The organism is Sporosarcina sp. E16_8 (assembly GCF_017347095.1).
In the GTDB taxonomy this organism is placed as follows: Bacteria; Bacillota; Bacilli; order Bacillales_A; family Planococcaceae; genus Sporosarcina.
The window spans coordinates 1-25,557 of the sequence record NZ_JADPRZ010000038.1 but is presented as its reverse complement, the minus strand read 5'-3'; the positions used below and the strand labels follow the sequence as shown (position 1 = coordinate 25,557).

Here is a 25,557-nt window from a genome sequence, read left to right as displayed (position 1 = left end):
TGGAAAATGACTACCTTGAACTAGAAATCTACATATATAGAGAAGGGGAAGGCGTGGAATAGCTAGAGGAAGAGAAGGGCAAGATAAATATACAACAAAAGCGTAAGTGCCTGCTGCAAATGACTGCAGACAAAGTGAGCTACTTCCTGTGGGCATCCGAGCCACTAGGCGCTTGAATCCGGACTTGGAACAACATCTGTTAAAGGTTATTAAAGCACGGTAATTTATAAACTCCAAAGTAACAAGGGAATAACAATAATTAGAAAAGAGTTTTCTAGTAAAGTGCTTTACTTGAATAAATATGCTATGATACTGTTGGTATGATAAATTAGCGATTTACTATAGGGAGGAAGGACATGTTATTCCTTGCAATGGCTGCTGCACTTCTAGCTTCCATCTTACTTACTCCACTCGTCATTAAATTGGCATTTCGGATAGGAGCGGTCGATCGACCGAATTACCGGAAAGTGCATGCGTCTGTTATGCCGCGAATCGGCGGTCTTGCAATATTTGGTGCTTTTCTAATCGGTTATGCGGTATTATTACCGACCAATGAACACGCCGCTGGCATACTTGTCGGCGCTATTATCATCATCGTTATGGGTTTTCTCGATGATATGCTTGAAATTACCGCGAAAGCAAAACTTGCTGGTCAATTGGCTGCGGCTCTCGTCGTCGTCGTATGGGGCGGTTTACAAATTGAAGTTATTAATTTACCGTTTATTGGGGAATTTGATTTTGGTTACTTAAGTATTCCAATTACAATTATTTGGATCATCGGAATTACAAATGCTATCAATCTTATAGATGGATTGGATGGACTTGCAGCAGGTGTTTCGACGATTGCACTTATCACAATTGCTGTTATGGCAATGATAATGGGAAATGTATTCGTAGTTGCAACAGCCTCGATTCTTGCGGCGAGCTCACTTGGCTTCCTGTTTTACAATTTTCATCCGGCAAAAATCTTTATGGGAGACACCGGATCCTTGTTCCTGGGCTTTATGATTTCGGTCCTTGCGTTATTAGGATTCAAGAACGTTGCTGTCGTTTCACTGATTATCCCAGTTATCATATTGGGTATTCCAATTTCTGATACGTTCTTCGCAATTGTTCGACGTATACGCACGAAACAGCCTATTATGGCACCGGATAAATCACATTTGCACCATTGCTTACTTCGTAGCGGATTTTCACATAGGCAGACAGTCTTGATCATTTATGGGCTGGCAATTCTATTTGGAGTTGCAGCTGTATTGTTCTCGCAAGCAACAGTATGGGGAGCAATTCTGCTCATAGTAGTCATGCTTATTGCGATTGAACTGTTCGTTGAAGTAATTGGTCTTGCCGGCACAAACTATCGGCCGTTGTTAAATCTTGTTCGGATGATTGGTAAGTAACACAGCTGTTTGAACACTAGACAATAAGAATAAAATGGCCATGCACCTTTTCATTAAGGTAGCATGGCCATTTTTTATTGAATTATGTGCGGAAAGAAAAAAGAACCAGCTATCTTTAGCCTGGTTCTTTCGGTATCAGTTAGTAACACTATCTTCTGAAGCTTCTTCTGTTGAACCAATTATGGTCGAACCACTGTCCGTCAGACTGGAGGAGTCGGGAATAAGACCAAGATGTGCTTGCAATATGTTCTTCACTTCAGCTAAATAGGTTTCATCGAGTTTCCAGTAATAAATACCTGTAGACATGTCGTCGTAACCTTTCAAACTGAGTGTATCGACTTGTGGCATACCGCCTTTTACATATTCCAAGAATGATTTCATTTCGTCGAACGTCATGTCGGTTTTCATGTTGTCGCCAACTGCCTCAATAACATCACCATACTTCGTTACTGATTTCACTGAAACGGCTTCTTTCATGATTGCTTGCAAAATCATTTGCTGACGTTTTCCGCGTTCGACGTCCGTATCGAGTTTACGCGTCCGTGCAAGTGCGAGGGCATGTTTGCCGTCAAGATGTTGCGGACCTTTTTTTAGATGAATCGTATATTTATCATTTTCGTCTTTTTCTGTACGGTCGTATGGAACCTCAACGTCTATTCCATCAATTGCATCAACAACATCAATGAATGCATTGAAATTCATCTTCACATAGTAGTCGACCGGGATCTCGAACAATTCTTCTACAGTTTCGATTGTTGCACGGGTTCCACCGAATGCATGAGCATGGGTGATTTTATCACGGTACCCGACTTCTGGAATATAAGCGTATGAATCACGCGGAATACTAACCAGTTTCACAGATTTATTGGCAGGATTCAATGTAGCAAGTAGGAGTGCATCCGACCGGCTGTTGCTATCGCCTTGGTGGCGGGCTTCACTGTCATCGACGCCGATGAATAGAATTGAAACATTGTCGTTTGCTGGCTCGACTTTTACTTCGCGAATTTCAGATTTTGGTCGATCAGGGACGGCTTCATATGCACTAACCGCCATACTCTCTGCTTTTTTCTGTAGTGAAGCAGCGTAGGCTGCAACAACAAGAAATAGGGACAATGTGAGAAGGAGCATAACTTTTATGGCTAAGCGCTTCCCAGACGATTTGTTTCTTCTTTTATAGTCTTTTCTTTTCATTGTTTAGTTCCTCCAGAATCGACTATGTAAGTTTTTTCATAGCTGATCATATAATTGACAAAGCATGTCAAAAGGTGAAAATAGCATAACGAATCACAAGGCTTTGTGACACAAATCCTCATGATCTTTTCTATTATACTATTTTTTTAGTTAGTTGTCGAACTCGAGAAAATCGCTAGAAGTTGACACAATTCCCGCCTGTCCATTTGTCAGTTCAGCCATCCAAGCAGTGAAAACATCCGTTACTGCCACTGGAACGTATACGAATAAGTTGACGCCGTCCGTATAGGAAATTTCTTTTAGCGGATAAGCGGACTGCCTTATCTCGTTTTCGACTTTCCCCAACCATGTATAATCAATCGTTACCTTCATCAAATGATGAAGTTTTCTTTCGACAGTGCCTGCGGCTGTAATGCCCTCAGACGTCGCTCGGCCATACGCACGGATTAATCCACCGCTTCCAAGCTTGATACCCCCAAAATAGCGCGTCACAACGACGACAGTATCTTTCAACCCTTGTTTTTTTAAGACCTCAAGTATTGGTACGCCAGCCGTACCCGTTGGTTCACCATCATCATTCGCTTTTTGGATAGTATCGTGCTCGCCAATCATATATGCTGAACAGTTGTGATTGGCATTATGATGTTTTTTCTTGATTTCCTGAATGAACTCGAGAGCTTCATCTTCCGTTTCTGCACGCAACACATAGGTGAGAAACCTTGACTTTTGGATGATCAATTCACTTTCTCCGTTATTTTTAACTGTATAATAATCTGCTCGCATTTGCGGCACCTCCATCACTTGTAATACAATCTTAATATCCATTTGGCGCTATGATGTTATACTATAATGAAGTGTGTAAGGAAATTAGTATTCCTGTAACACATCTTACTTTAGCATATATATAATTTTTCAGGCTGTAGGCGGGGGGAACTTAGTATTGAAGGAGAATGTAGTTGATATCCAAACGCTTGAAACAATCTTTAATAGTATGGTCCGTGCTATGGATCACTCAAAGAACGACATCTTTATTATAAGCGAACAAAGCCGTCAAAGCTTTGTCGATATGAAAAAAGAGCTTGTAACGGTCAAAAGTGATATTTCCCGGGCAATAACCGAAGGCGACTATTTGGAAAATATGACTGGCCATTCACGCAAACGTCTCGCCGACGTCTCGAAGAACTTCATGAATTACTCAGAGGAACAAGTGAGAGAGGCTTACGAAGTTGCGAATGACTTACATGTCCGATTATCCATTAACCGGATGGAGGAGAAGCAGCTGCGTGCACGTCGGGATGATTTAGACAGACGCCTTGTAGCGCTTCTCGATACAATTGAACGTGCGGATCAGCTTGTTAATCAAGTGGCGACCGTTATTAACTATTTGACATCTGATTTAAAAAATGTTGGTGAAGCACTTGAAAATGCGAGACACAAGCAGGATTTTAGCATCAGAATTATTCAGGCACAGGAAGAGGAGCGCAAGAGACTTTCCCGTGACATTCATGATGGGCCTGCGCAAATGTTGGCGAATGTGATGATTCGTACTGGTTTGATTGAAAAGATTTTTGTAGAAAAAGGTCCTAAACCTGCACTTGGTGAACTAGCAGACCTCAAAGTGATGGTCAGGAATGCACTTTATGAAGTCCGGCGTATCATTTATGATCTTCGACCTATGGCGCTTGACGATCTTGGCCTAATTCCGACATTGAGAAAGTATTTGTCGACAATCGAGGAATATGAAAAAGGTGTTGAAATTCACTTTCAAAATAGTGGCCAAGAGCAGCGTTTTCAAACGAATTTTGAAGTGTCGGTCTTCCGACTTGTACAAGAATCTGTATCTAATGCACTGAAACATGGAAAATCGAAGGACATTTGGGTGAAAACTGAATGGCTTCGCGATATAATGAATATTATCGTTAAGGATAACGGACAAGGATTCAACCAAAATGAAGTGAAAGATAAGTCGTTCGGTTTAATCGGGATGCGGGAACGAATTGATTTATTAAAAGGCGATATGACAATCACTTCAACGCCTGGCAACGGAACAATGATCCATTTCCGCATTCCGTTTCGGAGTGAAATAATTGACGGCTAGATAGATGGGGAGGAAATGACTATGACTGTTACGAAAATATTAATTGTAGATGATCACCAATTATTCCGTGAAGGGGTAAAGAGAATCCTTGATTTTGAAGACTCTTTTGAAGTTGTTGCAGAAGGTGATGACGGTAGCGAAGTAAATGAACTGTATAGACAGTGCGAACCGGATGTTGTTCTTATGGATATTAACATGCCACGTATGAATGGTATCGATGCGACTGAGAATCTTGTCAAAGAGTTTCCTGGCGCGAAGGTAATTATGTTGTCGATTCATGATGACGAGTCCTATGTATCGCATGCACTTAAAACGGGTGCATTAGGCTATATGCTGAAAGAGATGGATGCTGATGCAATCGTTCAAGCGATTAAGGTCGTTGAGATGGGCGGTTCGTATCTTCATCCGAAAGTGACACATAATCTTGTTACAGAATTCCGCAGATTGAGTGAACGGGAACATAAGGGCTCATTCCAGCAAAATGATATCCGTCGTCCATTCCACTTACTTACAAAACGTGAGTGTGAAGTATTGCAACTGTTGACGGATGGGCAAAGTAACCGGACAATTGGAGAAACGTTATTCATTTCCGAAAAGACGGTTAAAAACCACGTTTCAAGCATTTTGCAAAAAATGGCTGTAAATGACCGAACACAAGCAGTTGTAACTGCTATTAAAAATGGTTGGGTAGAAGTGAAGTAAATTAGAAACTGTTGAAAATAAGAAAGTGTAATTTTTCCGACACCTTGCGCTTTTCTTAAATAAAAGGAGAAAGGCCTTCCAGTTGGAGCGGCCTTTTTACCTGTTCGGGAGGAAAAAAAGATGAAAAAGATGTTTGTTCCTATAAGTATGTCATTCCTTCTGCTACTTGGTGCGTGTAGTAACGATGCAGAGAAATCGACAGGAAGCGGCTCGGTGGATGATGGCGAGGCTGCGAATGAAAATGGTGCAATTGATCATGGCGTGGATGATAAAAAAGTAGGTTTTAGCTTAGAGGGAGGCGCGATAGAAGAAGCGTCTGGTGTTCCAGCTGAAGAGAAAGAACAAATTTTAGCTGCCTATAAGGTGAATATCGATACGTTGAATGAGCAAGATATCGATGGTTATTTGGATACATTGTCTCCAAAAGACTATGATTTTGAGGAAGAACGCGCGTTCATGGAAGAACAATTTAGTGAATATGAACTGAATCGCGAAGTATCGAACGTAACGATTGTAAAGTATTCTGATAAGGAAGCCCAAGTATTCTCGAATTTGAAGACATCATATAAACAACTATCTACTGGTCTTGTGACCAAGCAGGATGGTAGACAAGTGACCGTATTCACGAAAAACGATAGCGGTTGGAAGGCTGTATCGGTGCATTACATCGGCGATGAAGGGAAAAAGTAAGAGGGCTTACTATGTAAGACTTTCAGTTGTAATTGCTGAAAGTCTTTTTTTTGTGTTCATTTTTGAGGAAAAGTGGTTCTTAACTTTTTTTCTGTTGTAGAGTACCATGATTCCGTCGTACAAACCCCGCGAATAATACCAGAAACTTGTAGGTTGTTTTTCCAGTGGTAAGGGCATACAATATGAATAAGAACTAATGTTCTGTACTGGAGGAAGGGACGGTTAAAATGCATTTAATACCCGCAGAGGCATTGCCGCATTTTGAAAACATGATTTATTTGCCGATGCTTCTAATTGTACTGGAAAAAGATAGGGATTCATTTGACAAAGGTCCATTCAAACTGAAAGGACCTTATGTCAAACTTGTTGATGAAGCAACAAAGAGTGCGCGTGCCGAACTTAGGGAAACCACCCTCTACTTACGTCGTCATAATATGCAGGTTATACGCAACAAGACGGACGCGACCTTTACCGAGTATCTATTCGTACACGGGGATAAGAAGGACCACAGACGCTATTTGAACGTTCGCCTACGTAATCGGACGGAAGAATTGTTAAACGTTTACTTCGCCATGATCGAAAGGTAAGTCAATATTCATCTGGGAAGTCAAACTTGGATGGCCTGTTCAATTGTCTTTGCTTTTTTAAAAAGTTTTTTTCAAGAAGAGTGGCGACTGCAAATTGGCGATACATTGTTGTAGCCGAAACATCGAACTTGAAGGAAAGGCCATTTTCCAAGTAGATAATACACCCCATATTATCCGCCTCTATGTTATCAATCGCGCTGTATGCTATCCAGGCATTCTGTCTAGAATTCGGAGACATTGTGGGTAGAAAGATAAAAGGTACACCGAAATCATGAGCTATAATTATAGGTGTTTTATGGCGTTTCCCAATTGCTAGTTTTGCCGAATTCGTCGAATTTTGTAAAGAGCCACCATAATAATCGCAAGACTTTCTAACGACGTGAATTGGTTTTTGTGAAATGTGAAAATGCCCATTTCTTTCAATTACTTGCGTTGATATATTATTCTCTTTGAAAACAGGTTGTAACAACAAAGTATCAAAAGAGACAATATAACTTCCTTTTCTTCTCTTCTTATCCAAATGAATGCACCTCTTCTAGTTTTATTGTAGTCGTCTAAATTAAAGTATAAATCAGAAAATTTAAAAATCAATCCTATTTGATGGGTAAATTGAAATAGTGTCATTGTTAGTCTATTAGCACTGCAAACGTGATGTTTGCCTAGATGATAGTTGATGTATACTACCGAATAGACGATTTTTCGCGCAAATATACTGGACAAAAAAGGCCTTCCACTCCTAGATAAGGGGGAAGGCCTTCGCTTTATAAACTTTGGAAATCGATTGCTGCAGCGCCGAGTGTCTTCGCCGCGAGAAGCATCGCATTTTCATCGATGTCGAATTTTGGGTGATGATGTGGATAGGGATTGTCAGGTTTTGCGCCAGTGAAGAAAAATGTACCAGGTACTTTTTCCAAGTAGTATGCAAAATCTTCGCCGCCCATTTGTGGGGTTGATTCCACGACTGAATTCACGCCAAGAATACCTTCCGCCACAGTCTTCAAGAATTCTGTTTCGGCTGCATGATTGACAACGGCTGGATAACCGCGGACGTATTCGAAATCGATTGTACAGTCATTTGCAAGTGCAGTCCCATCAACGATCCGTTTCATTTCGCGTTCCATCAAGTGGCGAATATCGGGGTTGAATGTTCGTACCGTACCGCCCAGTATTGCTGAATCAGCGATGACGTTGAATGCATTTTGTGCAACGAATGAACCGATAGATAACACTGCAGAATCGATTGGATTGACGCGACGAGAAACAAGCTGTTGTAAATTCATGACAAGCTGTGCACCAATTACGACGGCGTCTTTCGTTTGATGCGGAGCCGCACCATGACCGCCAGCACCTTGGATTTTAATGTCAAAACGGTCTGCTGCTGCCATTACAGGACCGGCCAAATATTCGATTGTACCTAAAGATGTCAAAGACCAAAGATGCGTTCCGAAAATGACATCAACTCCGTCAAGGCAACCGTCTTCAATCATGGAAATTGCACCGCCTGGAGCAAATTCTTCTGCGTGTTGGTGAATGAAGACGTATTCGCCGGCGAGGTCTTCATGCAATTCATGAATGGCTTTTGCAAGTTGGAGTAGCGTAGCGGTATGTCCATCGTGACCACAAGCATGCATGACGCCTGGAACAGTTGATTTATACGCTACATCCTTTTCATCTTGAATCGGTAGTGCGTCGAAATCGGCGCGCAGTGCAACCGTCTTACCAGGTCTTCCACCTTTAACGCGAGCAACCACACCGTTTCCGCCAACCCCTTTACGTACTTCAACTCCAAGATCGGCGTAGAAATCATGTATGAATTGCGCAGTTTTTTCTTCCTTAAAAGATAATTCAGGATTCATGTGAAGATGACGACGAATGACGACCATATCCTCATAAGCGCTATCGAGTTTTTCATACAATTGTTCTTTCAATGGACTGTCCCCCCTAAAAGTTAACTAAATTGAATGTTGTTACTTCTATTATAGCAAACATTCGATAGGGAACAATAGAACGCAACCCATAGTCGGGTCGCGCGTTTTACAGATTCATCCGAACGAGATAGCCCGTTTCTTTAGGCATGGTATTTATGTGAGGTCGAAGTAGGCATACCTTCAAACGCGTAAATGGTTCGATATTTTATACTTCTTGGTTTAATAAACGTATCCTCTATTGATATCAAAATAATAGATATCCCGTTGGTTCTTTCCTACATTCTTCTTCCCCTGACGTGCTATTCGAATGGCCATATGACCGGCTTTACAAATACGTAAGTAGATCCAGCGAAGGTGCCTTACAGCGGTAGCCGAAGCTATAAGCGAGCGCCGAAGCGGTTTCAATGGAAACTTTCAGTCACAATTTTGATGGAGAGAGGACTTTTTCAGCAGCCTCGCTTTAGCCTTAGGGGCGGTCAGTTTTTATCTTTAGTGGTATAAGTCGTTACATAAGGAGCGCTCGAGAAAATATGTGGCGTATTGTCGACGCCAGCATCCGCGCGATTTGAGGAGTGAGCCTTGTCGAAAGAAGATGAGTTTTTCCATCTTGTATAATAGGTGCTCTCCGACCATTCTGTCATGACGATATAGGTGTCTGAATCGAGTGGGCGAAGTAAACGAAAGGCAATGAATCCGGGTTCTGACTCTATCGCCCCCGCACGATCTTTAAAGCGATGTTCGAAAACGGGACGTCCTTCATCTGTGACAGGAATGTTATTGAAAACAAAATAGCCGTTTTCCGAAAGTGAGCCTGAAGAGCCGATTACTTCATAGCGACGCGGCGTTTGGAACACTGTTTTGCCTGCCGTTTCATGCAATAAAAGAGAATTACCCTGACCATGCATAGCAATCAAACCTTCAGCTGCATATTTTTCTTTTAAACTTTCCATAAATTCGGGTGTGCCTGATGTCATATAAATAGTCATTTTCAAAAAACCTCCCCTTAGTTCTTATTAATCTATTTTCCCCTATTTGAGAACTTAAAACAAACTTTGACAAAATCATGGCGGAAAAAGTGAAAAGTTAGCACAATTGTATGAATAACGGGGCTAAAAGCTATACTTTACTAGGGGAAACGTCTATATTGAGTACGGATATGTAACACGGAAATAGTTAATTAAGAAAGTGGGAATAAATTAAATGACAAAATTCAATGATACACTTCTACGCGCTGCAAGAGGCGAAAAAATTGATCATACACCGGCTTGGTACATGAGGCAAGCAGGACGTTCACAACCGGAATACCTGAAAATCAAGGAGAAATACTCTCTTGAAGAAATTACGCACCAGCCTGAACTTTGTGCATATGTTACAAAACTTCCGGTCGATCAGTATAATGTTGACGCGGCAATTCTATACAAAGACATCGTTACACCATTACCGGGAATTGGTATCGATGTGAAAATCAAAGCGGGCGTTGGTCCAGTTATCTCAAATCCAATCCGTACAGTTCAGGATGTCTATAATCTTGGCGATTTATCACCACAAGATGATATTCCTTTCGTTCTTGAAACGATTAAAATTCTGACGAAGGAACAATTGAATGTTCCACTTATCGGTTTTGCGGGAGCGCCTTTCACATTGGCGAGTTATATGATTGAAGGCGGACCTTCGAAAAGCTACAACTTGACGAAATCATTCATGGTATCTGAGCCAGAAGCGTGGTTCGCACTAATGGACAAACTAGCAGATATGACGATTACGTATATTACTGCACAAGTTAATGCGGGTGCAAAAGCAATTCAAATCTTTGATTCGTGGGTAGGGGCATTAAATGTATCTGATTACCGTATTTTCATCAAACCAGTTATGACACGTATTTTCACAGAACTGCGTAAATTGAACGTTCCACTAATCACATTTGGTGTCGGCGCAAGCCACTTGGCAAACGAATGGCATGACCTGCCTGTAGACGTTGTTGGTCTTGACTGGCGCATGTCTATCAAGGAAGCAGGAGAACGCGGTCTAACGAAGCCGTTGCAAGGGAATCTTGACCCGGCATTGCTACTTGCAGATTGGAGCATTATCAAAGAGCGTGCGAAAGTCATCATCGAGCAAGGTGTCGAGCATGGTAATCACATTTTCAATCTCGGTCATGGCGTGTTCCCTGATGTTAAACCAGCAACATTGAAAAAACTAACTGAATTTGTTCATGAATATAGTGCACAGCTGCGTAAATAACGTGCTGATCCAAACAAAGAGGTGAATGTTATGACGAAGAAACAAATGGGACTTTTAGTGATGGCCTACGGGACACCGAATAAGGAAGAGGATATTGAATCGTATTACACGCATATCCGCCGCGGTCGTCCGCCAGCACCCGAACAATTGCAAGACCTTCGTAATCGCTACGAGGCGATTGGCGGAATTTCTCCGCTTGCGAGAATAACTGAAGACCAGGCAAATGCACTATGCAATCGTCTGAATGAAGTACAGGATGACATCGACTTCAAGGTCTATATCGGATTAAAACATATTACGCCATTCATCGAAGAGGCAGTAGAAAAAATGCATCAAGATGGGATTACAGAAGCAGTATCAATCGTGCTTGCACCGCATTTCTCAACGTTTTCTGTTAAATCGTATAACGGTCGGGCAAAAGAAGAAGCAGAGAAGCACGGCATCACGGTTACTTCTGTCGAAAGTTGGTACAAACAACCGAAGTTTATTGAATACTGGACTGATAAAGTGCGCGGTACATTCGACAGTATGAGCGAAGAAGAGAGAGCGACGGCGTGTCTGATTGTTTCAGCTCATTCATTACCGGAGAAAATTATCGCAAGTGGCGATCCATATCCAGACCAGTTGAAAGAAACAGCTGAATTGATTGCGACAGCTGCTGGTGTAAAAAATTATGAACTAGGCTGGCAAAGTGCAGGGCAAACGCCTGAACCATGGCTTGGTCCCGATGTTCAGGATTTGACACGCAGCTTGCATAACGACAAAGGCTATAAGACATTTGTCTATACACCAGTCGGGTTCGTTTCCGATCACCTTGAAGTGCTATTTGACAATGATTATGAGTGCAAAGTTGTGTGTGATGAAATCGGTGCATCCTACTACCGTCCGGCAATGCCGAACATTGATCCGCTATTCGTTGATGCGATGGTGGACGCGGTATTTGCTAAGATGAAAGAGGTTTAATATGGTTGAAAGAAAGTGATGGGGGACATGAACGGACAAAATAAGAAAGTCGTTATTGTCGGCGGAGGGATTACGGGCCTCTCCGCGGCATTTTATATGCAGAAAGAAGCGCGTGAAAAAGGCTTACCTCTAGATGTCATCCTTGTCGAAGCGTCAAATCGACTTGGCGGAAAAATCCAGACAGTCCGGCGTAACGGCTTTATCATCGAGCGTGGTCCGGATTCATTTCTTATACGGAAAAAAAGCATGGGAATTCTTGCGGAAGACCTTGGAATCGAAGGGGAACTAGTAAAAAATGCGACAGGGCAGGCATATGTACTTGTCGGCGGTGAGTTGCATCCGATTCCGGGCGGTTCTGTCATGGGTATCCCAACGGAAATTGGTCCGTTCCTGAAAACGGGACTGTTTTCGTTAGCTGGAAAACTGCGTGCGGCTGGCGATTTCGTCCTCCCACGTTCAAATATCAAAGGGGATCAGTCACTCGGTGGGTTTTTTCGCAGACGTTTTGGTGGAGAAATTGTCGAGAACTTAATTGAACCGTTGTTATCTGGCGTTTACGCAGGGGATATTGACCATATGAGTTTGGAATCTACATTCCCACAGTTTTACGCAGTAGAAAAGAAACATCGAAGCCTCATTCTTGGGATGAAAAAAACAACTCCGAAACAAGTACCGCAGAAAGACGGACACGGCGCTAAGAAAGAAGGCGTTTTTCACACGTTCCGTAATGGACTTGAAACAGTTGTTGAAGCAATTGAACAACAACTTGAACCAGGTTCCGTCATGAAAGGTGTCCGAATCGATGCAATCGAGGCGCCAGGAATGGCTGGAGAAAAGACTATACTTGAAATGAATGACGGCCGTAAAATCGAAGCCGATGCAATTATACTTACAACTGGGCATGAGATGGCGGGTCGCTTATTTGCTCCGCACGGATTATTGCAAGATTTAAGAGAAATACCGACAACGTCTGTTGCGACAGTGGCACTTGCTTTTTCAGAGGAACATGTCGTACAGGACAAAGAAGGAACCGGTTTTCTTGTTTCAAGAAGCAGCGATTATTCAATTACGGCGTGCACGTGGACGCACCGAAAATGGCCGACGACAACGCCGGCTGGAAAAGTGCTAATCCGGGCCTTCGTAGGTCGAGTAGGCGATGAAGCGATTGTGGACTTGCCAGATGCTGAAATTGAGAAAATCGTCCTTGCTGATCTTGGTGAAGTCATGAATATTACAGGGAAACCGGATTTCACGGTTATTACCCGTTTTAAAAAAGACCGACCGCAATACCGGGTTGGTCACAAACAGCGGATTGTAACAGCCCGCGCGGAACTGGAATCGAAGTTCCCACAAGTAAAACTCGCCGGTGCATCTTATAATGGAGTCGGATTACCCGATTGTATTGATCAGGGAAGAGCGGCAGTGAAAGAAGTATTGGCAGATTTATTTTAACTCGATTCAATCAAAAACAGCCGCAGGAGATTATCTCCGCGGCTGTTTTTGGTTGTCACAAGATATTGCAATCGTCGCATTTATTCCCGTAGCACTCATGCTGCTCTTCGATTTCATTCCCGCATATCGTACAAACTTTAGCGGGTAAATTTTTGAAAAACTCAAGGACATTTTCAAGCATATCTCATTCACCCCTTCCCAATTTGTATTAGTGTTAAATTAATTATTATCGTTGTGCTAGTACAGTATATGCGGAGAATTACACAATATTGCAGGCATCGCATTTATTACCGTAACACTCATGTTGTTCTTCGATTTCATTGCCGCATGATACACAAACTTTAGTAGGCAGGTTTTTAAAAAACTCAATTACATTTTCAATCATAGTTACTATCCCCTTTTCGGTTGTATTAGTATTGGATGAAGTGCTGTAAGTGTGGTAGTACAGGTTCTGCAAAAAAAATCACAAGATGTTGCAGTTGTCACATTTGTTACCGTAGCATTCATGTTGCTCGTCGATTTCATTCCCGCATGAAGTACAAATTTTAGCAGGTAGATTTTTGAAAAACTCGATGACATTCTCAATCATATTGTTTACCTCCCTTTATAGTTGCTTGGAAACTATAGAATCACGAACTGTGGATAAGTTGCAACATAGAGATTACACGTCCAGACTTCAGCGCCTAGGGGCTCGGGGGTCCACAGGATGTGGATCACGCAGACATTGCCGCAGGACGCGGCGTACTTTGGCTGTGTTCCTAAATTTGTCGATCCGGCTGTGCAGCAAAGAACGCCGCTTGGGCCTGCAGGATGCAGGTCATGCAGTCGTTGCGACACGACGTCGCGAACTTAGACATGCCTTCCTTTACCCGTCTTATGCTGTCGCCCCTGAACAGGCGCTTGCGCTTTTGTTTTTTTGTACTACAACTAAATATGTTATTAGTAGTGTATTATAACAGTGGGGTAGATGTCAACACATTTAACGATTTATTCTGAAAGTTAAGAAGTAAGGTCTTCTCTTGTTAAAAATGATAAAATAGGTGAAAAGCGATTAATGAGGAGCGATATACTATGTATTTCATTGATAATAAAGGGATTACAGATCCACATATCAACTTGGCAATAGAGGAATACGTCCTTAAGAATATGGATATCGATAAAGATTCGTTTTTGCTGTTCTATATTAACGAACCTTCTATTATCATCGGTAAAAATCAAAATACGATTGAAGAGATTGATACAGAATATGTGGAAGCAAACGGCATTCATGTTGTTCGACGTCTGTCCGGCGGGGGCGCAGTCTATCACGATTTAGGCAACTTGAATTACAGTTTCCTAACAAAAGACGATGGGGAATCGTTCCGCAACTTTAAAAAAGTGACGGAGCCTGTCGTTCAGGCGTTGGCAGAAATGGGCGTCAAAGCAGAGTTACTAGGACGCAATGACATTCTTGTTGAGGGGCGTAAGGTTTCAGGGAACGCACAGTTTTCAACGAATGGCCGTATGTTCAGCCACGGGACACTGATGTTCGATACAGAAATCGAGCGTGTTGTTTCAGCACTAAAAGTACGCAAAGATAAAATTGAATCAAAAGGCATTAAATCAATCCGCAGTCGTGTGGCGAATATTTCCGAATTCCTGAATGAATCAATGACAATTGAACAGTTCCGGATGGAAATACTGAAATCAATTTTCGGTGGAGAAGAAAAGATTCAATATTTAGAGTTGACGGATGAAGATTGGACAAACATTCGCGAGCTATCTGCCGAGCGGTATGGCAATTGGGATTGGAACTATGGTAAATCACCGAAGTTTAATATGCAGCACACGCACAGATTCCCAGTAGGCGGCATTGATGTCCATATCCAAGTGAAAAAAGGAATTATGGAAGACATCAGCATTTTCGGCGACTTTTTCGGCGTCGGCGAAGTGGCAGTTATCGAGGAAAGCTTGAAGGGTGTCCAGTATGAAAGACAGGCAATTAGCGAAGCACTTGCATCGATTGACATTCCGACATATCTAGGTGGCATTACGAAAGAAGAGTTCCTTCAATTGATTTATTAATGAAATTAAAAGCCTGACTATATGTCGGGCTTTTTTTGTTGGATTAATTCTTTGCAAACGATCATATAAGCTGGCAAGCGATCATATAACCTGGCGGGCGATCATATAACGAGGCAAGCGATCGTATAACTTTGCCAGCGATCATATAACCTGGCAGGCGATCATATAACCTGGCTAGCGATCATATAACCTGGCAAGCGATCATATAACTTGGCAGGCGATCATATAACCTGGCAAGCGATCATGTAACTTGGCGGGCGATTATATAACTTGGCAGGCGATCATATCCCCTGGCCAGCGATCATATAACCTGGCAGGCGATCATATAAACAGGCAAGCGATCATATAACTTTGCCAGCGATCATATCCCCTGGCAAGCGATCAAATAACCAGGCAACCAATCATATCCCCCAGCCAACTAACCAAATCTCCCACCATAAAAACACAACAACATTCCCAAAAGTCTTCCAAACACCACACCCATTTTTGCTGTATAATATAAGGAAGTGTGAAAGGGGACTGACCCATGGAAAACCATCGTATATTCATAGTTGAAGATGATAAGAAAATCGCACAACTGTTAGCAGATACACTTCGGAAATACCAATATGACGTTGCCATCGTTGCAGATTTCGACCAAGTTACCGCGGAAAGCCTCGCATTCAATCCGCATCTTATTTTGCTGGACATCAATCTGCCTTCTTATGACGGCTATTATTGGTGTCGTCAGCTCCGCCAACATACAATGTGTCCTATATTATTCATTTCCGCACGTTCAGGTGATATGGACCAGGTATTTGCGCTAGAAAATGGTGGAGATGATTTCATCACGAAACCATTCCATTATGAAATCGTCCTTGCTAAGATAAGAAGCCATTTACGTAGAACGTTTGGCGAATACGCTCCTAACCAATCAGAACGGACCGTGAAAATCGGTGCACTTCATTTATATATCGAACGGATGGAACTGCATATTCGTGAAAATAACGTGCCCCTCCAGAAAAAAGAGTGCGTCATCCTTGAGTTGCTGATGGACGCGGCGCCGAAAGTTGTGTCGCGGGAAAAACTGCTTGAAGAACTATGGGATGATCAGTCATTTGTCGATGAAAATACATTAAACGTTAATATGACCAGGGTGCGTAAGAAACTGGCTGATTATGCTATTAAATCTTCTATCGAGACCGTGCGCGGTGCGGGTTATCGGTTCATAGTAGCTCCGGAAGAATCATGAAAAAGCTCAGCCTTTTTCTAAGAGAACATCTATCTTTTCTCGTTTTTCAATTAATTCTTATATTGTTTATTATGCTGCTGTATTGGTTGGATGGTTTCCGCAATTTCAATACAGCTGTCTATTCAATCAGTATGAGTATGTTGTTGACAGGCGGCTATTTACTGGGGAAGTTTATTATGAGGCGTTCATTTTACGCTGCAATCACACGTAAGCCAGATAAAATGGAAGATGCACTTATCCGATTTGCGCAAGCACCGGAGCATAGGCAAACGACCGAGTTTACACGTGAATTGTACCGACTGTATCAAAATGAAGTGCAACGCTTATATGCAGCCCAACATCGGCAACTCCATTTTATGAACCAGTGGGTCCATCAGATGAAAACACCAATTTCCGTTATGGGACTTTTACTGCAGGAAAAAGATGACCTTGACCGTGACAGTATAACTGAAGAGGTAGAGAAAATACGGCATGGACTCGATTCGGTACTTGTCAATGCGCGGCTCGAAACGTTTGAACAAGATATGCAAATCGAGCGCATTGGTTTAAAAAAACTAGTGCAAGAAATCGTAACGGAACATAAGCGGCTATTCATCACAAATGGTGTATTCCCAGTTATTTCAATCGATGATAACTTTCTTGTTGCCACGGATGCGAAGTGGATGAAAATAGTCATCGGGCAGTTCATTACTAATGCGGTGAAATATACATTCGATGAAGGGAAGAAAGTCCATTTAATCGCGAATTGCACAGGGAATGGACTGCAATTGATGATTCAGGATGAAGGGATTGGTATCCCATCTTCGGATTTGAAGCGAGTTACCAAAGCTTTCTTTACTGGTGAAAATGGCCGACTGACCGGCGAATCAACGGGAATGGGACTATTTATTGCGTCAGAAGTATGCAACCGGTTAGGTCATCCATTGTCAATCGACTCTGAAAAAGGAATCGGGACAACGGTAACAGTCCTTTTTGAAAATGGAGAGGCAGGCGAGACGAGTGAAACGGAACACGATCGTGGAACTGACGGAAGTGACGAAAATATATGAAGGAAAAGTGATGCACCGGGCATTGAACCGTCTTGATTTTGAAGTGGAGGAAGGCGAGTTCGTCGCAGTAATGGGCCCTTCAGGAAGCGGAAAAACAACTTTGCTGAACTTGATTTCGACGATTACATTACCGACATACGGACGCCTGATGATAAATGGAATCGAACCAGAAGCGCTCAAGAAAAACGACCTCGCACTATTTAGAAGGCGCAATCTCGGCTTCGTTTTTCAAGATATAAATCTTCTTCAAATGCTGACAGTAGAAGAGAATCTCGTTTTGCCGCTGACCCTTGATGGCTTATCCGTTCCTGAAATGGAAAGACGCATTGCAGAAACAGCAGCACGTCTTGATTTGACAGACATTTTGAAGCGTAGACCCGACGAATTATCGGGGGGACAAGCCCAACGAACGGCGATTGGACGAGCACTTATTCATAAACCGGAAATTATTCTCGCTGATGAACCAACTGGAAATCTCGATTCGAAGTCTGCGAAAGATGTGCTCGAATTGCTAAGTCATATTAATAAAAACGAAAAAACCACTGTTGTTATGGTGACGCATGATCCGATTGCAGCTAGCTATTGTGACCGCGTGCTATTCATCAAGGACGGCGAATTTTTCAATGAAATCTATAAAGATGAAAGACGTCAAACATTTTTCCAACGTATTTTGAATGTCTTGTCTCTTCTCGGGGGGAATGTCCATGACCTTTCGTCAGTTCGCCTACCGTAATGTCATTCGAAATAGACGTGTATACACTGCGTTTTTCATGGCAAGCGTTTTCTCAGTTATGGTATTTTTCCTCTATTCTATGCTGTTGTTTCATCCATCCATAGAAAATCGCTTTGTTCAAGAAATTGCATTTATGGGCATGGTTATCGCGGAAATTATTTTGTATATTTTCACTGTGTTTTTCTTGTTTTATTCCATGCGGGCATTTCTTCAGGCAAGATCCAAGGAGTTTGGGATCTTGCTGCATTTAGGGATGGAGAAGCGACAATTGAAACGACTTATTTTCATTGAGACAATGATTATTGGGGTTGCAGCTATTGTGGCGGGGACTATTCTCGGGTTTATGTTTTCGAAATTCTTTTTTATGATTATACGGGAAATCGTTCTTTTGCCAGCTTTGCCACTCTATTTATCATGGGAACCATTCGCACTGACAATTGGTGCTTTTATGAGTCTCTTTATTTTGATTTCGTATGTCGCACCTGTGTTCATTCGGACGGGGGAGGTGGCTGAGCTCATCCAAGGAGATGCAGGAAGTCGAGGGGCGTACGGCTATTCAAAACCGCGTGGTTATCTTGGATTACTGTTCCTTGCTATGTCCTATATCATGGCTGCATCGACAACGAATTCCGTCGTTATCGGCTTAATATTTTTCTTGCCACCACTTGCAACAGTCGGGACCTTTTACTTTTTCACGGATTCATTACCCATGCTCCTTCATAAGCTTCGCGATCAAAAAAGATTGTATTGGCATCATTATTGGTTGCTGTCGATATCTGAAGGTGTCGTGCGGCTGCGTGAAAATGCGCGCATGTTTTTCATCGTGACAATCGTGTCCACTGTAGCGTTCATGTCGGTTGGCATACTTGCATCGCTTACTTCGTTTGCATCCCAGTACCATGAAATGCATCCGCTAGGTCTTGTTTACAAGAGTGAGCCAGAGAACGAACTTGAAAAAAAACATATCGCACAGCTTATTGATGAATTGAATGCGGAGCAGATCGATTATTCACTTGTCCGGTTCCAGGTGTTTGAACAGACTTCGACGTTTACAGAGAACGCCGTTGCGATACTGAAGCTATCCAATGTGAATATACTTGCTAAGTCGTTTGGTTATCAAGCGATTGACATGAAAAAAGGCGAGGCTGTTTTCCTACCACCCTCTGCTTCGTCATATGGCCAGCTGAAGAATCGAACTGTGACAACGCTACTCAAAGAAAGTAACGTCCGCGTTAAGATAGACGGGGCCTATCCATATCATTTATTTTCGTCATACTCGATTGCAACGAACGCTATCATATTGAACGATGCAGATTACGACTTGGTCTTTGAGAAAGGACTGACTCAAGGCGGGAAGTCATTTACCTACTATGCGTTCAATGTTCCTGATTGGCAAAATACACAGGAAATCGGCTTAACCATTGATGCTAAGGTTGCGGAATCATTTCTTGCAGATGAATCCAGTAATTTACCGTATTCATTTGAAAATCCTGGCTTGAATTATTCGGTCATCCGAACGACATTTTCACTGTTATTATTCATTGGATTACTACTGGCGGCCGTATTTTTCCTGGCGGCAGGAAGCTTCATCTATTTCAGACTGTATACATCGCTCGAAAGTGATCGGAAACAGTTCGATGTCTTGAGACGTATGGGTATCACGGATCGCGAGTTCAAGAAGATTGTCAATCGGCAATTAATCCCGCAGTTTTTCTTCCCGTGGGGAGTTGCATTTGTTCATAGTTCATTCGCATTTCTATCGTTACAAGTAATTTGGGATGCACTTGCGGAAATTTCGATTGTAAAAGAACTAGTCTTCGTTCTTGCCGGATTTACGCTAATGCAGATCTTTTATTTCTATTTAATACGCTGGCGTTATCTGGCGCATATTAAAGCGTCGGCTTGATGTTTCTAATGCTTTACTATGTTCGTATATCTCGCGTGTTGATTAACCAGTAAATGACTGCTTACATTTGTGCTTAACCACTAGGTACTCTATGTACAGCTGCTTGGATTGCTATGGACTGAACAGCTACTACATCACTCGGGAGGAATTGCAGTTCATTCCTCTATCGGGGTTTCTTACTGCTTAGGGATGAGGATTTGTCGCATTCCTAAGCAGTTTTTTCGTTAATCGTATGGTGGCTATTCGTAACTCTCTGTAAAGATGTCGGGATCATTTTGTCCAAAGCAAGCCGAAAACGAACAAGTGGAAATGGATACTTTTACGCTTCTCTTACGAGTGATTCATGCACTCTACTAATCTGTTGATTTTTCAGAACTTTTCTTATATAATGATTATGGTGAACAATGAATGGTTATTCATTCGAACAAAAGGGGATGAACTTATGAATTTAGTTACGCGAGTACACGAAACTGCAATGACACAGCCTGAAAAAGCGGCTTATCACTTTATGGGGAAAGATACATCATATGCAGAATTCGATCAATCGGTATCCATGTTCGCATCTGCACTTCAAGACCTTGGCGTTGGTAAAGGGGATCACGTCGCATTTCTGCTAGGCAATACACCACATTTCCTGGTATCGCTTTATGCGACAATGCGAATTGGTGCAACAGCAATTCCAGTTAATCCAATTTACACGCCTGACGAAATTTCGTACATCATACATAACAGTGATGCGAAGGCGGTTATCGCGCTGGATCTTCTGCTACCATTAGTTGAGCAGGCGGCGGGTGCATTCCCGACTGTTAAGCACTATGTGATTTGCGAAACCGTTCCGGAAACACCAGAGAAAATCGCCGCACTTCCAGCTGCAGTAAGGTCGAAAGTTCGTTCATTCACACAACTTATTGCTACAGGAAGACCTAATCAGGAGCCCGTTGCTGTGGATGAAAATGAAACCGCTATCATTCTGTATACATCAGGCACGACGGGGCAGCCAAAAGGCGCAATGCTGACACATCGCAATCTGTATTCAAACGCGTGCGATGTAGCGGATTACCTGGATTTCACGGAAGATGACCGCGTTGTAGCGACGCTGCCTGTATTCCATGTCTTTGCGCTTACAGTTGTTGTCAATGCGCCACTTGTAAAAGGTGCAACAATCTTACTGGTACCGCGCTTCAGCCCGGCAGAGGTATTCAAAATCGTCAAGGAACAGCAGGCGACGATTTTCGCGGCTGTGCCGACAATGTACAATTTCTTATACCAGTACCCAGACGCTGATCCGAGCGATTTCAAAACTGTTCGGAGAACGATTTCCGGTGGATCATCACTGCCGGTTGCATTGCTGCATAATTTCGAAGAGAAATTCAATGTACAGATTTCGGAAGGATATGGTCTTTCTGAAGCATCACCTGTCACATGCTTCAACCCGACTGATCGTGAGCGTATTCCAGGATCAATTGGGACGAATATCATCAATGTCGAAAACAAAGTCGTTGATGAATTGGGCAATGAAGTACCAGACGGGGAAGTCGGCGAATTAATCGTACGCGGACCGAATGTCATGAAAGGCTATTACAAAATGCCTGAAGAAACGGAGTCCGCTATCCGGGATGGTTGGTTGTACACTGGGGATATGGCGAAACGCGACGAAAATGGCTACTTCTACATCGTCGATCGTAAAAAAGACCTTGTTATCGTCGGTGGCTATAACGTTTATCCACGTGAAGTTGAAGAAGTATTATTCACTCACCGTGATATCATCGAAGCGGCAGTCATCGGCTTGCCTGATCCTGATTTCGGTGAAGAAGTCCATGCATTTGTTGTCTTAAAAGAGGGTGTCAAAGAGGATAAAGAAGCGCTAATCGCATACTGTGCGACTCGTTTGGCGAAATATAAAGTACCAAAACAAATTGAGTTTTTAGATGAATTGCCGAAAAACACGACTGGAAAAATATTGAGACGGTCATTGAAAGACCAAGTGAAAATCTAACTAGATAGACCTCTCCGTGTTGTTAACGGGAGGTCTTTTTACCTTAGGAATCTAGGTTGTGTTGTATTTTAGATGGCAATGTGTGAAAGGTGCTAGGTATCGGGATGGACGTTGTTAAGTTTTGTGTAGACGTTGCTAAGTTTCCAGATAATGTTGTCTAGTTCGTTGGAATTGTTGTTTACTTTTGCGTACGTTGTTCGGTTGGCTCCCCCTTGTAAGATGCCTTCGCTCAGATTAGCTTGGTATTCATTTGTTTAAAATATATAGGTGGTATACCTCCCCAGTATAAAGAGCAAATTTAGCGACAAAGCGGTGTTAGAAGAACAATCTATTTGTTAAGTGCCTGCTATCTAGTGGAATTCTACGTGTCAAAAAGAAAAAGGGCTAGTCCCAGCAAGCCGCTCAATTGCGACTTACGGGCTAGCCCATATTCCTATTAAAACCCGAAGTTACACCCGCAAGAATGGTGCTTGCGGTGGCAATGTTGATGATCAGAATTCCTACACTGGTTACAACCAGTATCAGGTCTCCAAACACGACTTTCTCCGGTATGCCTGAATGTGATTGTACACGTATTTTGCGGTCTGCTCTCTGAACAGCATTGTGAATGACTGTGTTGCGGTTTGTGCGAACCACATCCACATCTACAATCGAACCCATGTTTACCGGAATTTTGGTTGTTATTCGTTGGGAAAGTTGACATACCCTAACCTCCTTTCGCTTTGATTAAGAGAAAGAAAGTGGATAACTATTCTTTTGTTAAGAATCATATCGCTGTTCGTAACTAATCTTTCCCTCCCCTTAAGTTATGTGGCTGTCCCACAAAGGAAGGGGACAAACGTTTACCGTGTGAAAATAAATAATGCTGTAGTCCATTGAATGTGACGAGTACACAAACCAAAACCCCCTCTCCGTGGAAAGGGGGTTTGGTTTGAATGTATCTATTTGCGAGAATTTTAATGACCGCGAGTGCTAGGGTGATTAATTAATAACCACCACAGCAAGGGCGCCGCTTGTGACTTGTTTGCTTTTTTTCGCAACAAGGACGTCGTTTGTGGTTTGTTTGCTTTTGTTCACAGCAATCCCGTCGCTTTTGGCTTGGGAGTTGTGGACCAAAGGAAAAAGATTGATGTGAATTCTCTTTACGACAAGTGCATCGTTTGTGGCATGTACGTTTTTTGTTGCAAGTCCGTTTTTTTGTACAGCATGTGCGTCGTTTGTCGCAAGTATGATGTTTCTTACAGCAACTGCGTTTTTTGCGGGTAGTCCAATGTTTTGTACAGCAAGAACGTCGATCGCTACTTGTCCGCTGTTCATAGCTAGATGTCCGGCAATCGTCATCCGAGTGGTTTTTTGTACTGGAAGGCTCCTGGAACATAAAGTTGTCTAACCCTAAGCTAACAACCTTATTTATCGCTTTTTGAATGTCATCATTAAACAATAGTGACATGTTAAAACCTCCTTTCTTGGTAGGTAGAGAATGAAGATTTACTCATATTCCTCTTTGCAGAATAAATGCAGAGTATCTACAACTCCTTACTCTCCTCTTAATGTACGTGGCCGCATGAAAAGTGTAAGGGGCAAACGCACAAGCTTCGGAAATAAGGCTAAGTGGGTCCATCCCTCATACAATTGTAGTGGCGTCCTACATTACTGAGCCTACTTGCTATTTCTCCTTCTATTTGGTCGTTTTCCGGAATCATGTTGATTTTTGTTCGAGAATGTTTGGGTTTGTGAAGCACGTCTGTATCTGTTCGCCTGCGTCTTGGTATCACGAGGATCCTGTGACATTAAGTTATCTAATCCTAAGCGATCAGTTCTTTTCTTTACTTTTTGTATTTCTTCATCAAAAAATAGTGACATGTCCGCCCTCCTTTTTCGCTTATTTGGAGAAAGGAACTTTGTAATCCTTCCTCTCTCCTTAAAGTACGCGGTTGTACCTACGGCATTAGAGACAAATGCATACACGTAAAAAATAATTAGCTGTTTGGAGTAACGTTGAGCAGTTGAATACATACGAATAGGATAAAAGGGAAGGGGTAGAAATCACGTGGATGCTGGCATGAAACTACCTGAATACCAACTATTTATCCACCCTAGCGCTGTAAGTGAACTGCGAAAAGATATTTGGGTGGAGGATCCGGTTGCCGCAAAACTGACAATCAATAAAAATAAATATGCAGTCGACATTGCATATCGTGGCTCTCATATTCGAGATTTACGCAAGAAGTCGTATCAACTCTCATTCTCCAAACCAAGCACGTATAGAAACGCGAAAGAGGTTCATTTGAATGCGGAATTTAAAGATCCTTCATTGTTAAGAAATAAGTTATCTTTTGATTTTTTTAATGAAATCGGTTGCCTGGCACCCAACTGTCGTTTCGTATTTTTGAAACTAAATGGAAAAGATGAAGGGCTTTATTTAGAACTAGAATCAGTGGATGAACATTTTTTGGTGAATCGACATTTGCCGGAAGGACCGCTCTATTATGCAGTTGATGGGGATGCTAACTTTTCGTTAATGAGTGATCTTGGTAAAGAAGTAAAGAAATCGCTCAAATTAGGCTATGAACAAAAGTATGGGCCAGCACAAGCTGATGAACAATTACAGGACTTAATCATGAACATTAATACCATTCCTAGAGAGGAATTTGAGCATGAAATCGTAAAGTGTGTAAATGTGGATAAGTATCTCCGGTGGCTTGCTGGGGTTATTTGCACTCAAAATTTCGATGGATTTGTTCATAATTATGCACTTTACCAGAATGGGGACACGGGTCTGTTTGAAATTATCCCTTGGGATTACGATGCGACGTGGGGAAGAGATGTCGATGGAGAAAGCATGCGGGCAGATTATTTAAGAATCGAAGGATTCAATACGCTAACGGCGAGAATTCTCGATGTGAAAACATTTCGAACACAATACAAGAATCTGCTAGAAGAGATTCTAACCAGCAAATTTAATGTGGATTATATGCAACCTAAAATACAAGCCATGCATAATTTAATAAGGCCTTATGTTCAAAGGGATCCCTATGAAAAGGACAATATCGACGTGTTTGATAAAGAACCGGATTTCATATTGAATTATATCGAGGCTCGTGGAAACTATATAACAAGCCAATTGGATGCATTGGATTAGGCGGCAATTTGAAAAACCCTTTCCGTGGAGGGGGGCCGCTGAAAAACTTACGTTTTTAAATCCCGTAAGTGAGACTAAATTAAAAAAGACGCTATTCCGTTCGATATTGAACGAAATAGCGTCTTTTCCTTTCGTATTCCTTACTCTGATTCCTTCATAAGCGTCCTAATCCGTTTGAGATTGA

24 protein-coding genes and 1 pseudogene are annotated in these 25,557 nt (G+C 42.2%); 15 read left to right on the top strand and 10 right to left on the bottom strand.

The features are described from left to right. Nucleotides 1-356 precede the first annotated feature (356 nt). Nucleotides 357-1,400 carry a glycosyltransferase family 4 protein gene (locus tag I2484_RS16355; protein WP_207152119.1) on the top strand — a complete coding sequence of 348 codons (1,044 nt, stop codon included), beginning with the start codon at nucleotides 357-359 and terminating at the stop codon, nucleotides 1,398-1,400. 135 nt (nucleotides 1,401-1,535) lie between these two features. Here the strand turns inward: I2484_RS16355 and I2484_RS16350 are convergent, their stop codons facing one another. Both I2484_RS16350 and I2484_RS16345 read right to left on the bottom strand, forming a co-directional pair. Next, on the bottom strand, nucleotides 1,536-2,591 hold the full coding sequence (locus tag I2484_RS16350) for an LCP family protein (RefSeq protein ID WP_207152118.1): 1,056 nt from the start codon (nucleotides 2,589-2,591) through the stop codon (nucleotides 1,536-1,538). Nucleotides 2,592-2,741: 150 nt separating this feature from the next. Then, nucleotides 2,742-3,374, bottom strand: a complete 633-nt coding sequence (locus I2484_RS16345) for a YigZ family protein (protein ID WP_207152117.1) — start codon at nucleotides 3,372-3,374, stop codon at nucleotides 2,742-2,744. 157 nt (nucleotides 3,375-3,531) lie between these two features. On the opposite strand from I2484_RS16345, the gene I2484_RS16340 reads away from it, so the two are divergent. The 4 genes from I2484_RS16340 (at nucleotide 3,532) to I2484_RS16325 (ending at nucleotide 6,668) form a co-directional block, all read left to right on the top strand. After that, the gene (locus I2484_RS16340; protein ID WP_207152116.1) at nucleotides 3,532-4,689 is read left to right on the top strand and encodes a sensor histidine kinase; all 1,158 of its coding nucleotides are present in this window, start codon (nucleotides 3,532-3,534) and stop codon (nucleotides 4,687-4,689) included. A 21-nt stretch (nucleotides 4,690-4,710) separates the two neighbouring features. After that, on the top strand, nucleotides 4,711-5,391 hold the full coding sequence (locus I2484_RS16335) for a response regulator transcription factor (RefSeq protein ID WP_207152115.1): 681 nt from the start codon (nucleotides 4,711-4,713) through the stop codon (nucleotides 5,389-5,391). 120 nt (nucleotides 5,392-5,511) lie between these two features. After that, the gene (locus I2484_RS16330; protein WP_207152114.1) at nucleotides 5,512-6,081 is read left to right on the top strand and encodes a nuclear transport factor 2 family protein; all 570 of its coding nucleotides are present in this window, start codon (nucleotides 5,512-5,514) and stop codon (nucleotides 6,079-6,081) included. Between the two features lie 227 nt (nucleotides 6,082-6,308). Next, the gene (locus tag I2484_RS16325) at nucleotides 6,309-6,668 is read left to right on the top strand and encodes a YhjD family protein (protein ID WP_207152113.1); all 360 of its coding nucleotides are present in this window, start codon (nucleotides 6,309-6,311) and stop codon (nucleotides 6,666-6,668) included. Nucleotide 6,669: 1 nt separating this feature from the next. Here I2484_RS16325 and I2484_RS16320 read toward each other — a convergent pair whose 3' ends face one another. From I2484_RS16320 to I2484_RS16310, 3 genes are all read right to left on the bottom strand, one after another. Next, nucleotides 6,670-7,188 (bottom strand): competence protein ComK, encoded by a 519-nt coding sequence (locus I2484_RS16320; RefSeq protein WP_207152112.1) that lies wholly within the window; start codon nucleotides 7,186-7,188, stop codon nucleotides 6,670-6,672. Between the two features lie 241 nt (nucleotides 7,189-7,429). Then, entirely contained in the window at nucleotides 7,430-8,596 is a 1,167-nt protein-coding gene (locus tag I2484_RS16315; protein ID WP_275956885.1) for a M20 metallopeptidase family protein, read from the bottom strand. A 476-nt stretch (nucleotides 8,597-9,072) separates the two neighbouring features. Further along, nucleotides 9,073-9,582 (bottom strand): antibiotic biosynthesis monooxygenase family protein, encoded by a 510-nt coding sequence (locus I2484_RS16310; RefSeq protein WP_207152111.1) that lies wholly within the window; start codon nucleotides 9,580-9,582, stop codon nucleotides 9,073-9,075. Between the two features lie 214 nt (nucleotides 9,583-9,796). On the opposite strand from I2484_RS16310, the gene hemE reads away from it, so the two are divergent. The 3 genes from hemE to hemY are packed head-to-tail and all read left to right on the top strand — an operon-like array spanning nucleotide 9,797 to nucleotide 13,252. Beyond that, nucleotides 9,797-10,837 (top strand): uroporphyrinogen decarboxylase, encoded by a 1,041-nt coding sequence (hemE, locus tag I2484_RS16305; RefSeq protein ID WP_207152110.1) that lies wholly within the window; start codon nucleotides 9,797-9,799, stop codon nucleotides 10,835-10,837. 30 nt (nucleotides 10,838-10,867) lie between these two features. Further along, nucleotides 10,868-11,800, top strand: a complete 933-nt coding sequence (hemH, locus tag I2484_RS16300) for a ferrochelatase (protein WP_207152109.1) — start codon at nucleotides 10,868-10,870, stop codon at nucleotides 11,798-11,800. Nucleotides 11,801-11,827: 27 nt separating this feature from the next. Beyond that, the gene (gene hemY / locus I2484_RS16295) at nucleotides 11,828-13,252 is read left to right on the top strand and encodes a protoporphyrinogen oxidase (RefSeq protein ID WP_207152108.1); all 1,425 of its coding nucleotides are present in this window, start codon (nucleotides 11,828-11,830) and stop codon (nucleotides 13,250-13,252) included. Nucleotides 13,253-13,307: 55 nt separating this feature from the next. Here hemY and yhfH (I2484_RS16290) read toward each other — a convergent pair whose 3' ends face one another. From yhfH (I2484_RS16290) to yhfH (I2484_RS16280), 3 genes are all read right to left on the bottom strand, one after another. Continuing rightward, nucleotides 13,308-13,433: a protein YhfH gene (gene yhfH, locus I2484_RS16290; RefSeq protein WP_207152107.1), complete on the bottom strand. Its 126-nt coding sequence runs from the start codon at nucleotides 13,431-13,433 to the stop codon at nucleotides 13,308-13,310. 78 nt (nucleotides 13,434-13,511) lie between these two features. Further along, on the bottom strand, nucleotides 13,512-13,637 hold the full coding sequence (gene yhfH, locus I2484_RS16285) for a protein YhfH (protein WP_207152106.1): 126 nt from the start codon (nucleotides 13,635-13,637) through the stop codon (nucleotides 13,512-13,514). A gap of 78 nt (nucleotides 13,638-13,715) precedes the next feature. After that, nucleotides 13,716-13,841, bottom strand: coding sequence for a protein YhfH (gene yhfH / locus I2484_RS16280; RefSeq protein ID WP_207152105.1), 126 nt, complete (start codon nucleotides 13,839-13,841; stop codon nucleotides 13,716-13,718). A 482-nt stretch (nucleotides 13,842-14,323) separates the two neighbouring features. Between yhfH (I2484_RS16280) and lplA the strand changes: the two genes are divergently transcribed. The 6 genes from lplA to I2484_RS16250 all read left to right on the top strand — a co-directional run bounded on the left by lplA (nucleotide 14,324) and on the right by I2484_RS16250 (nucleotide 22,231). Further along, nucleotides 14,324-15,316 (top strand): lipoate--protein ligase, encoded by a 993-nt coding sequence (lplA, locus tag I2484_RS16275; protein WP_207152104.1) that lies wholly within the window; start codon nucleotides 14,324-14,326, stop codon nucleotides 15,314-15,316. A 526-nt stretch (nucleotides 15,317-15,842) separates the two neighbouring features. Continuing rightward, a complete protein-coding gene (locus I2484_RS16270) occupies nucleotides 15,843-16,547 on the top strand; it encodes a response regulator transcription factor (RefSeq protein WP_207152103.1) in 705 nt (234 codons plus the stop codon). Further along, complete coding sequence (locus I2484_RS16265; protein WP_207152102.1) at nucleotides 16,544-17,596, top strand: sensor histidine kinase; 1,053 nt, start codon at nucleotides 16,544-16,546, stop codon at nucleotides 17,594-17,596. The genes I2484_RS16270 and I2484_RS16265 overlap by 4 nt, the downstream gene beginning before the upstream one ends. Before the next feature lie 10 nt (nucleotides 17,597-17,606). After that, complete coding sequence (locus I2484_RS16260) at nucleotides 17,607-18,329, top strand: ABC transporter ATP-binding protein (protein WP_255551518.1); 723 nt, start codon at nucleotides 17,607-17,609, stop codon at nucleotides 18,327-18,329. Continuing rightward, entirely contained in the window at nucleotides 18,301-20,235 is a 1,935-nt protein-coding gene (locus I2484_RS16255; protein WP_207152101.1) for an ABC transporter permease, read from the top strand. The genes I2484_RS16260 and I2484_RS16255 overlap by 29 nt, the downstream gene beginning before the upstream one ends. Before the next feature lie 442 nt (nucleotides 20,236-20,677). Beyond that, nucleotides 20,678-22,231, top strand: coding sequence for a fatty acid--CoA ligase family protein (locus I2484_RS16250; RefSeq protein ID WP_207152100.1), 1,554 nt, complete (start codon nucleotides 20,678-20,680; stop codon nucleotides 22,229-22,231). A 981-nt stretch (nucleotides 22,232-23,212) separates the two neighbouring features. Here the strand turns inward: I2484_RS16250 and I2484_RS16245 are convergent. Further along, entirely contained in the window at nucleotides 23,213-23,548 is a 336-nt protein-coding gene (locus I2484_RS16245; protein ID WP_207152099.1) for a hypothetical protein, read from the bottom strand. A 52-nt stretch (nucleotides 23,549-23,600) separates the two neighbouring features. After that, nucleotides 23,601-23,681: pseudogene (locus I2484_RS22035) on the bottom strand (CotG/ExsB N-terminal domain-containing protein); the annotation flags it as partial. A 612-nt stretch (nucleotides 23,682-24,293) separates the two neighbouring features. On the opposite strand from I2484_RS22035, the gene I2484_RS16240 reads away from it, so the two are divergent. Then, nucleotides 24,294-25,373 (top strand): CotH kinase family protein, encoded by a 1,080-nt coding sequence (locus I2484_RS16240; RefSeq protein WP_207152130.1) that lies wholly within the window; start codon nucleotides 24,294-24,296, stop codon nucleotides 25,371-25,373. The last annotated feature ends 184 nt before the right edge of the window (nucleotides 25,374-25,557 follow it).

Bases quoted from the DNA above. Each gene is read 5' to 3' on its own strand.
- I2484_RS16355 (WP_207152119.1), top strand. From the start codon at position 357: ATGTTATTCCTTGCAATGGCTGCTGCACTTCTAGCTTCCATCTTACTT.
- I2484_RS16350 (WP_207152118.1), bottom strand. From the start codon at position 2,591: ATGAAAAGAAAAGACTATAAAAGAAGAAACAAATCGTCTGGGAAGCGC.
- I2484_RS16345 (WP_207152117.1), bottom strand. From the start codon at position 3,374: ATGCGAGCAGATTATTATACAGTTAAAAATAACGGAGAAAGTGAATTG.
- I2484_RS16335 (WP_207152115.1), top strand. From the start codon at position 4,711: ATGACTGTTACGAAAATATTAATTGTAGATGATCACCAATTATTCCGT.
- I2484_RS16330 (WP_207152114.1), top strand. From the start codon at position 5,512: ATGAAAAAGATGTTTGTTCCTATAAGTATGTCATTCCTTCTGCTACTT.
- I2484_RS16325 (WP_207152113.1), top strand. From the start codon at position 6,309: ATGCATTTAATACCCGCAGAGGCATTGCCGCATTTTGAAAACATGATT.
- I2484_RS16310 (WP_207152111.1), bottom strand. From the start codon at position 9,582: ATGACTATTTATATGACATCAGGCACACCCGAATTTATGGAAAGTTTA.
- hemE (WP_207152110.1), top strand. From the start codon at position 9,797: ATGACAAAATTCAATGATACACTTCTACGCGCTGCAAGAGGCGAAAAA.
- hemH (WP_207152109.1), top strand. From the start codon at position 10,868: ATGACGAAGAAACAAATGGGACTTTTAGTGATGGCCTACGGGACACCG.
- hemY (WP_207152108.1), top strand. From the start codon at position 11,828: ATGAACGGACAAAATAAGAAAGTCGTTATTGTCGGCGGAGGGATTACG.
- yhfH (WP_207152107.1), bottom strand. From the start codon at position 13,433: ATGCTTGAAAATGTCCTTGAGTTTTTCAAAAATTTACCCGCTAAAGTT.
- yhfH (WP_207152106.1), bottom strand. From the start codon at position 13,637: ATGATTGAAAATGTAATTGAGTTTTTTAAAAACCTGCCTACTAAAGTT.
- yhfH (WP_207152105.1), bottom strand. From the start codon at position 13,841: ATGATTGAGAATGTCATCGAGTTTTTCAAAAATCTACCTGCTAAAATT.
- lplA (WP_207152104.1), top strand. From the start codon at position 14,324: ATGTATTTCATTGATAATAAAGGGATTACAGATCCACATATCAACTTG.
- I2484_RS16270 (WP_207152103.1), top strand. From the start codon at position 15,843: ATGGAAAACCATCGTATATTCATAGTTGAAGATGATAAGAAAATCGCA.
- I2484_RS16265 (WP_207152102.1), top strand. From the start codon at position 16,544: ATGAAAAAGCTCAGCCTTTTTCTAAGAGAACATCTATCTTTTCTCGTT.
- I2484_RS16260 (WP_255551518.1), top strand. From the start codon at position 17,607: ATGCACCGGGCATTGAACCGTCTTGATTTTGAAGTGGAGGAAGGCGAG.
- I2484_RS16255 (WP_207152101.1), top strand. From the start codon at position 18,301: ATGACCTTTCGTCAGTTCGCCTACCGTAATGTCATTCGAAATAGACGT.
- I2484_RS16250 (WP_207152100.1), top strand. From the start codon at position 20,678: ATGAATTTAGTTACGCGAGTACACGAAACTGCAATGACACAGCCTGAA.
- I2484_RS16245 (WP_207152099.1), bottom strand. From the start codon at position 23,548: ATGAACAGCGGACAAGTAGCGATCGACGTTCTTGCTGTACAAAACATT.
- I2484_RS16240 (WP_207152130.1), top strand. From the start codon at position 24,294: ATGAAACTACCTGAATACCAACTATTTATCCACCCTAGCGCTGTAAGT.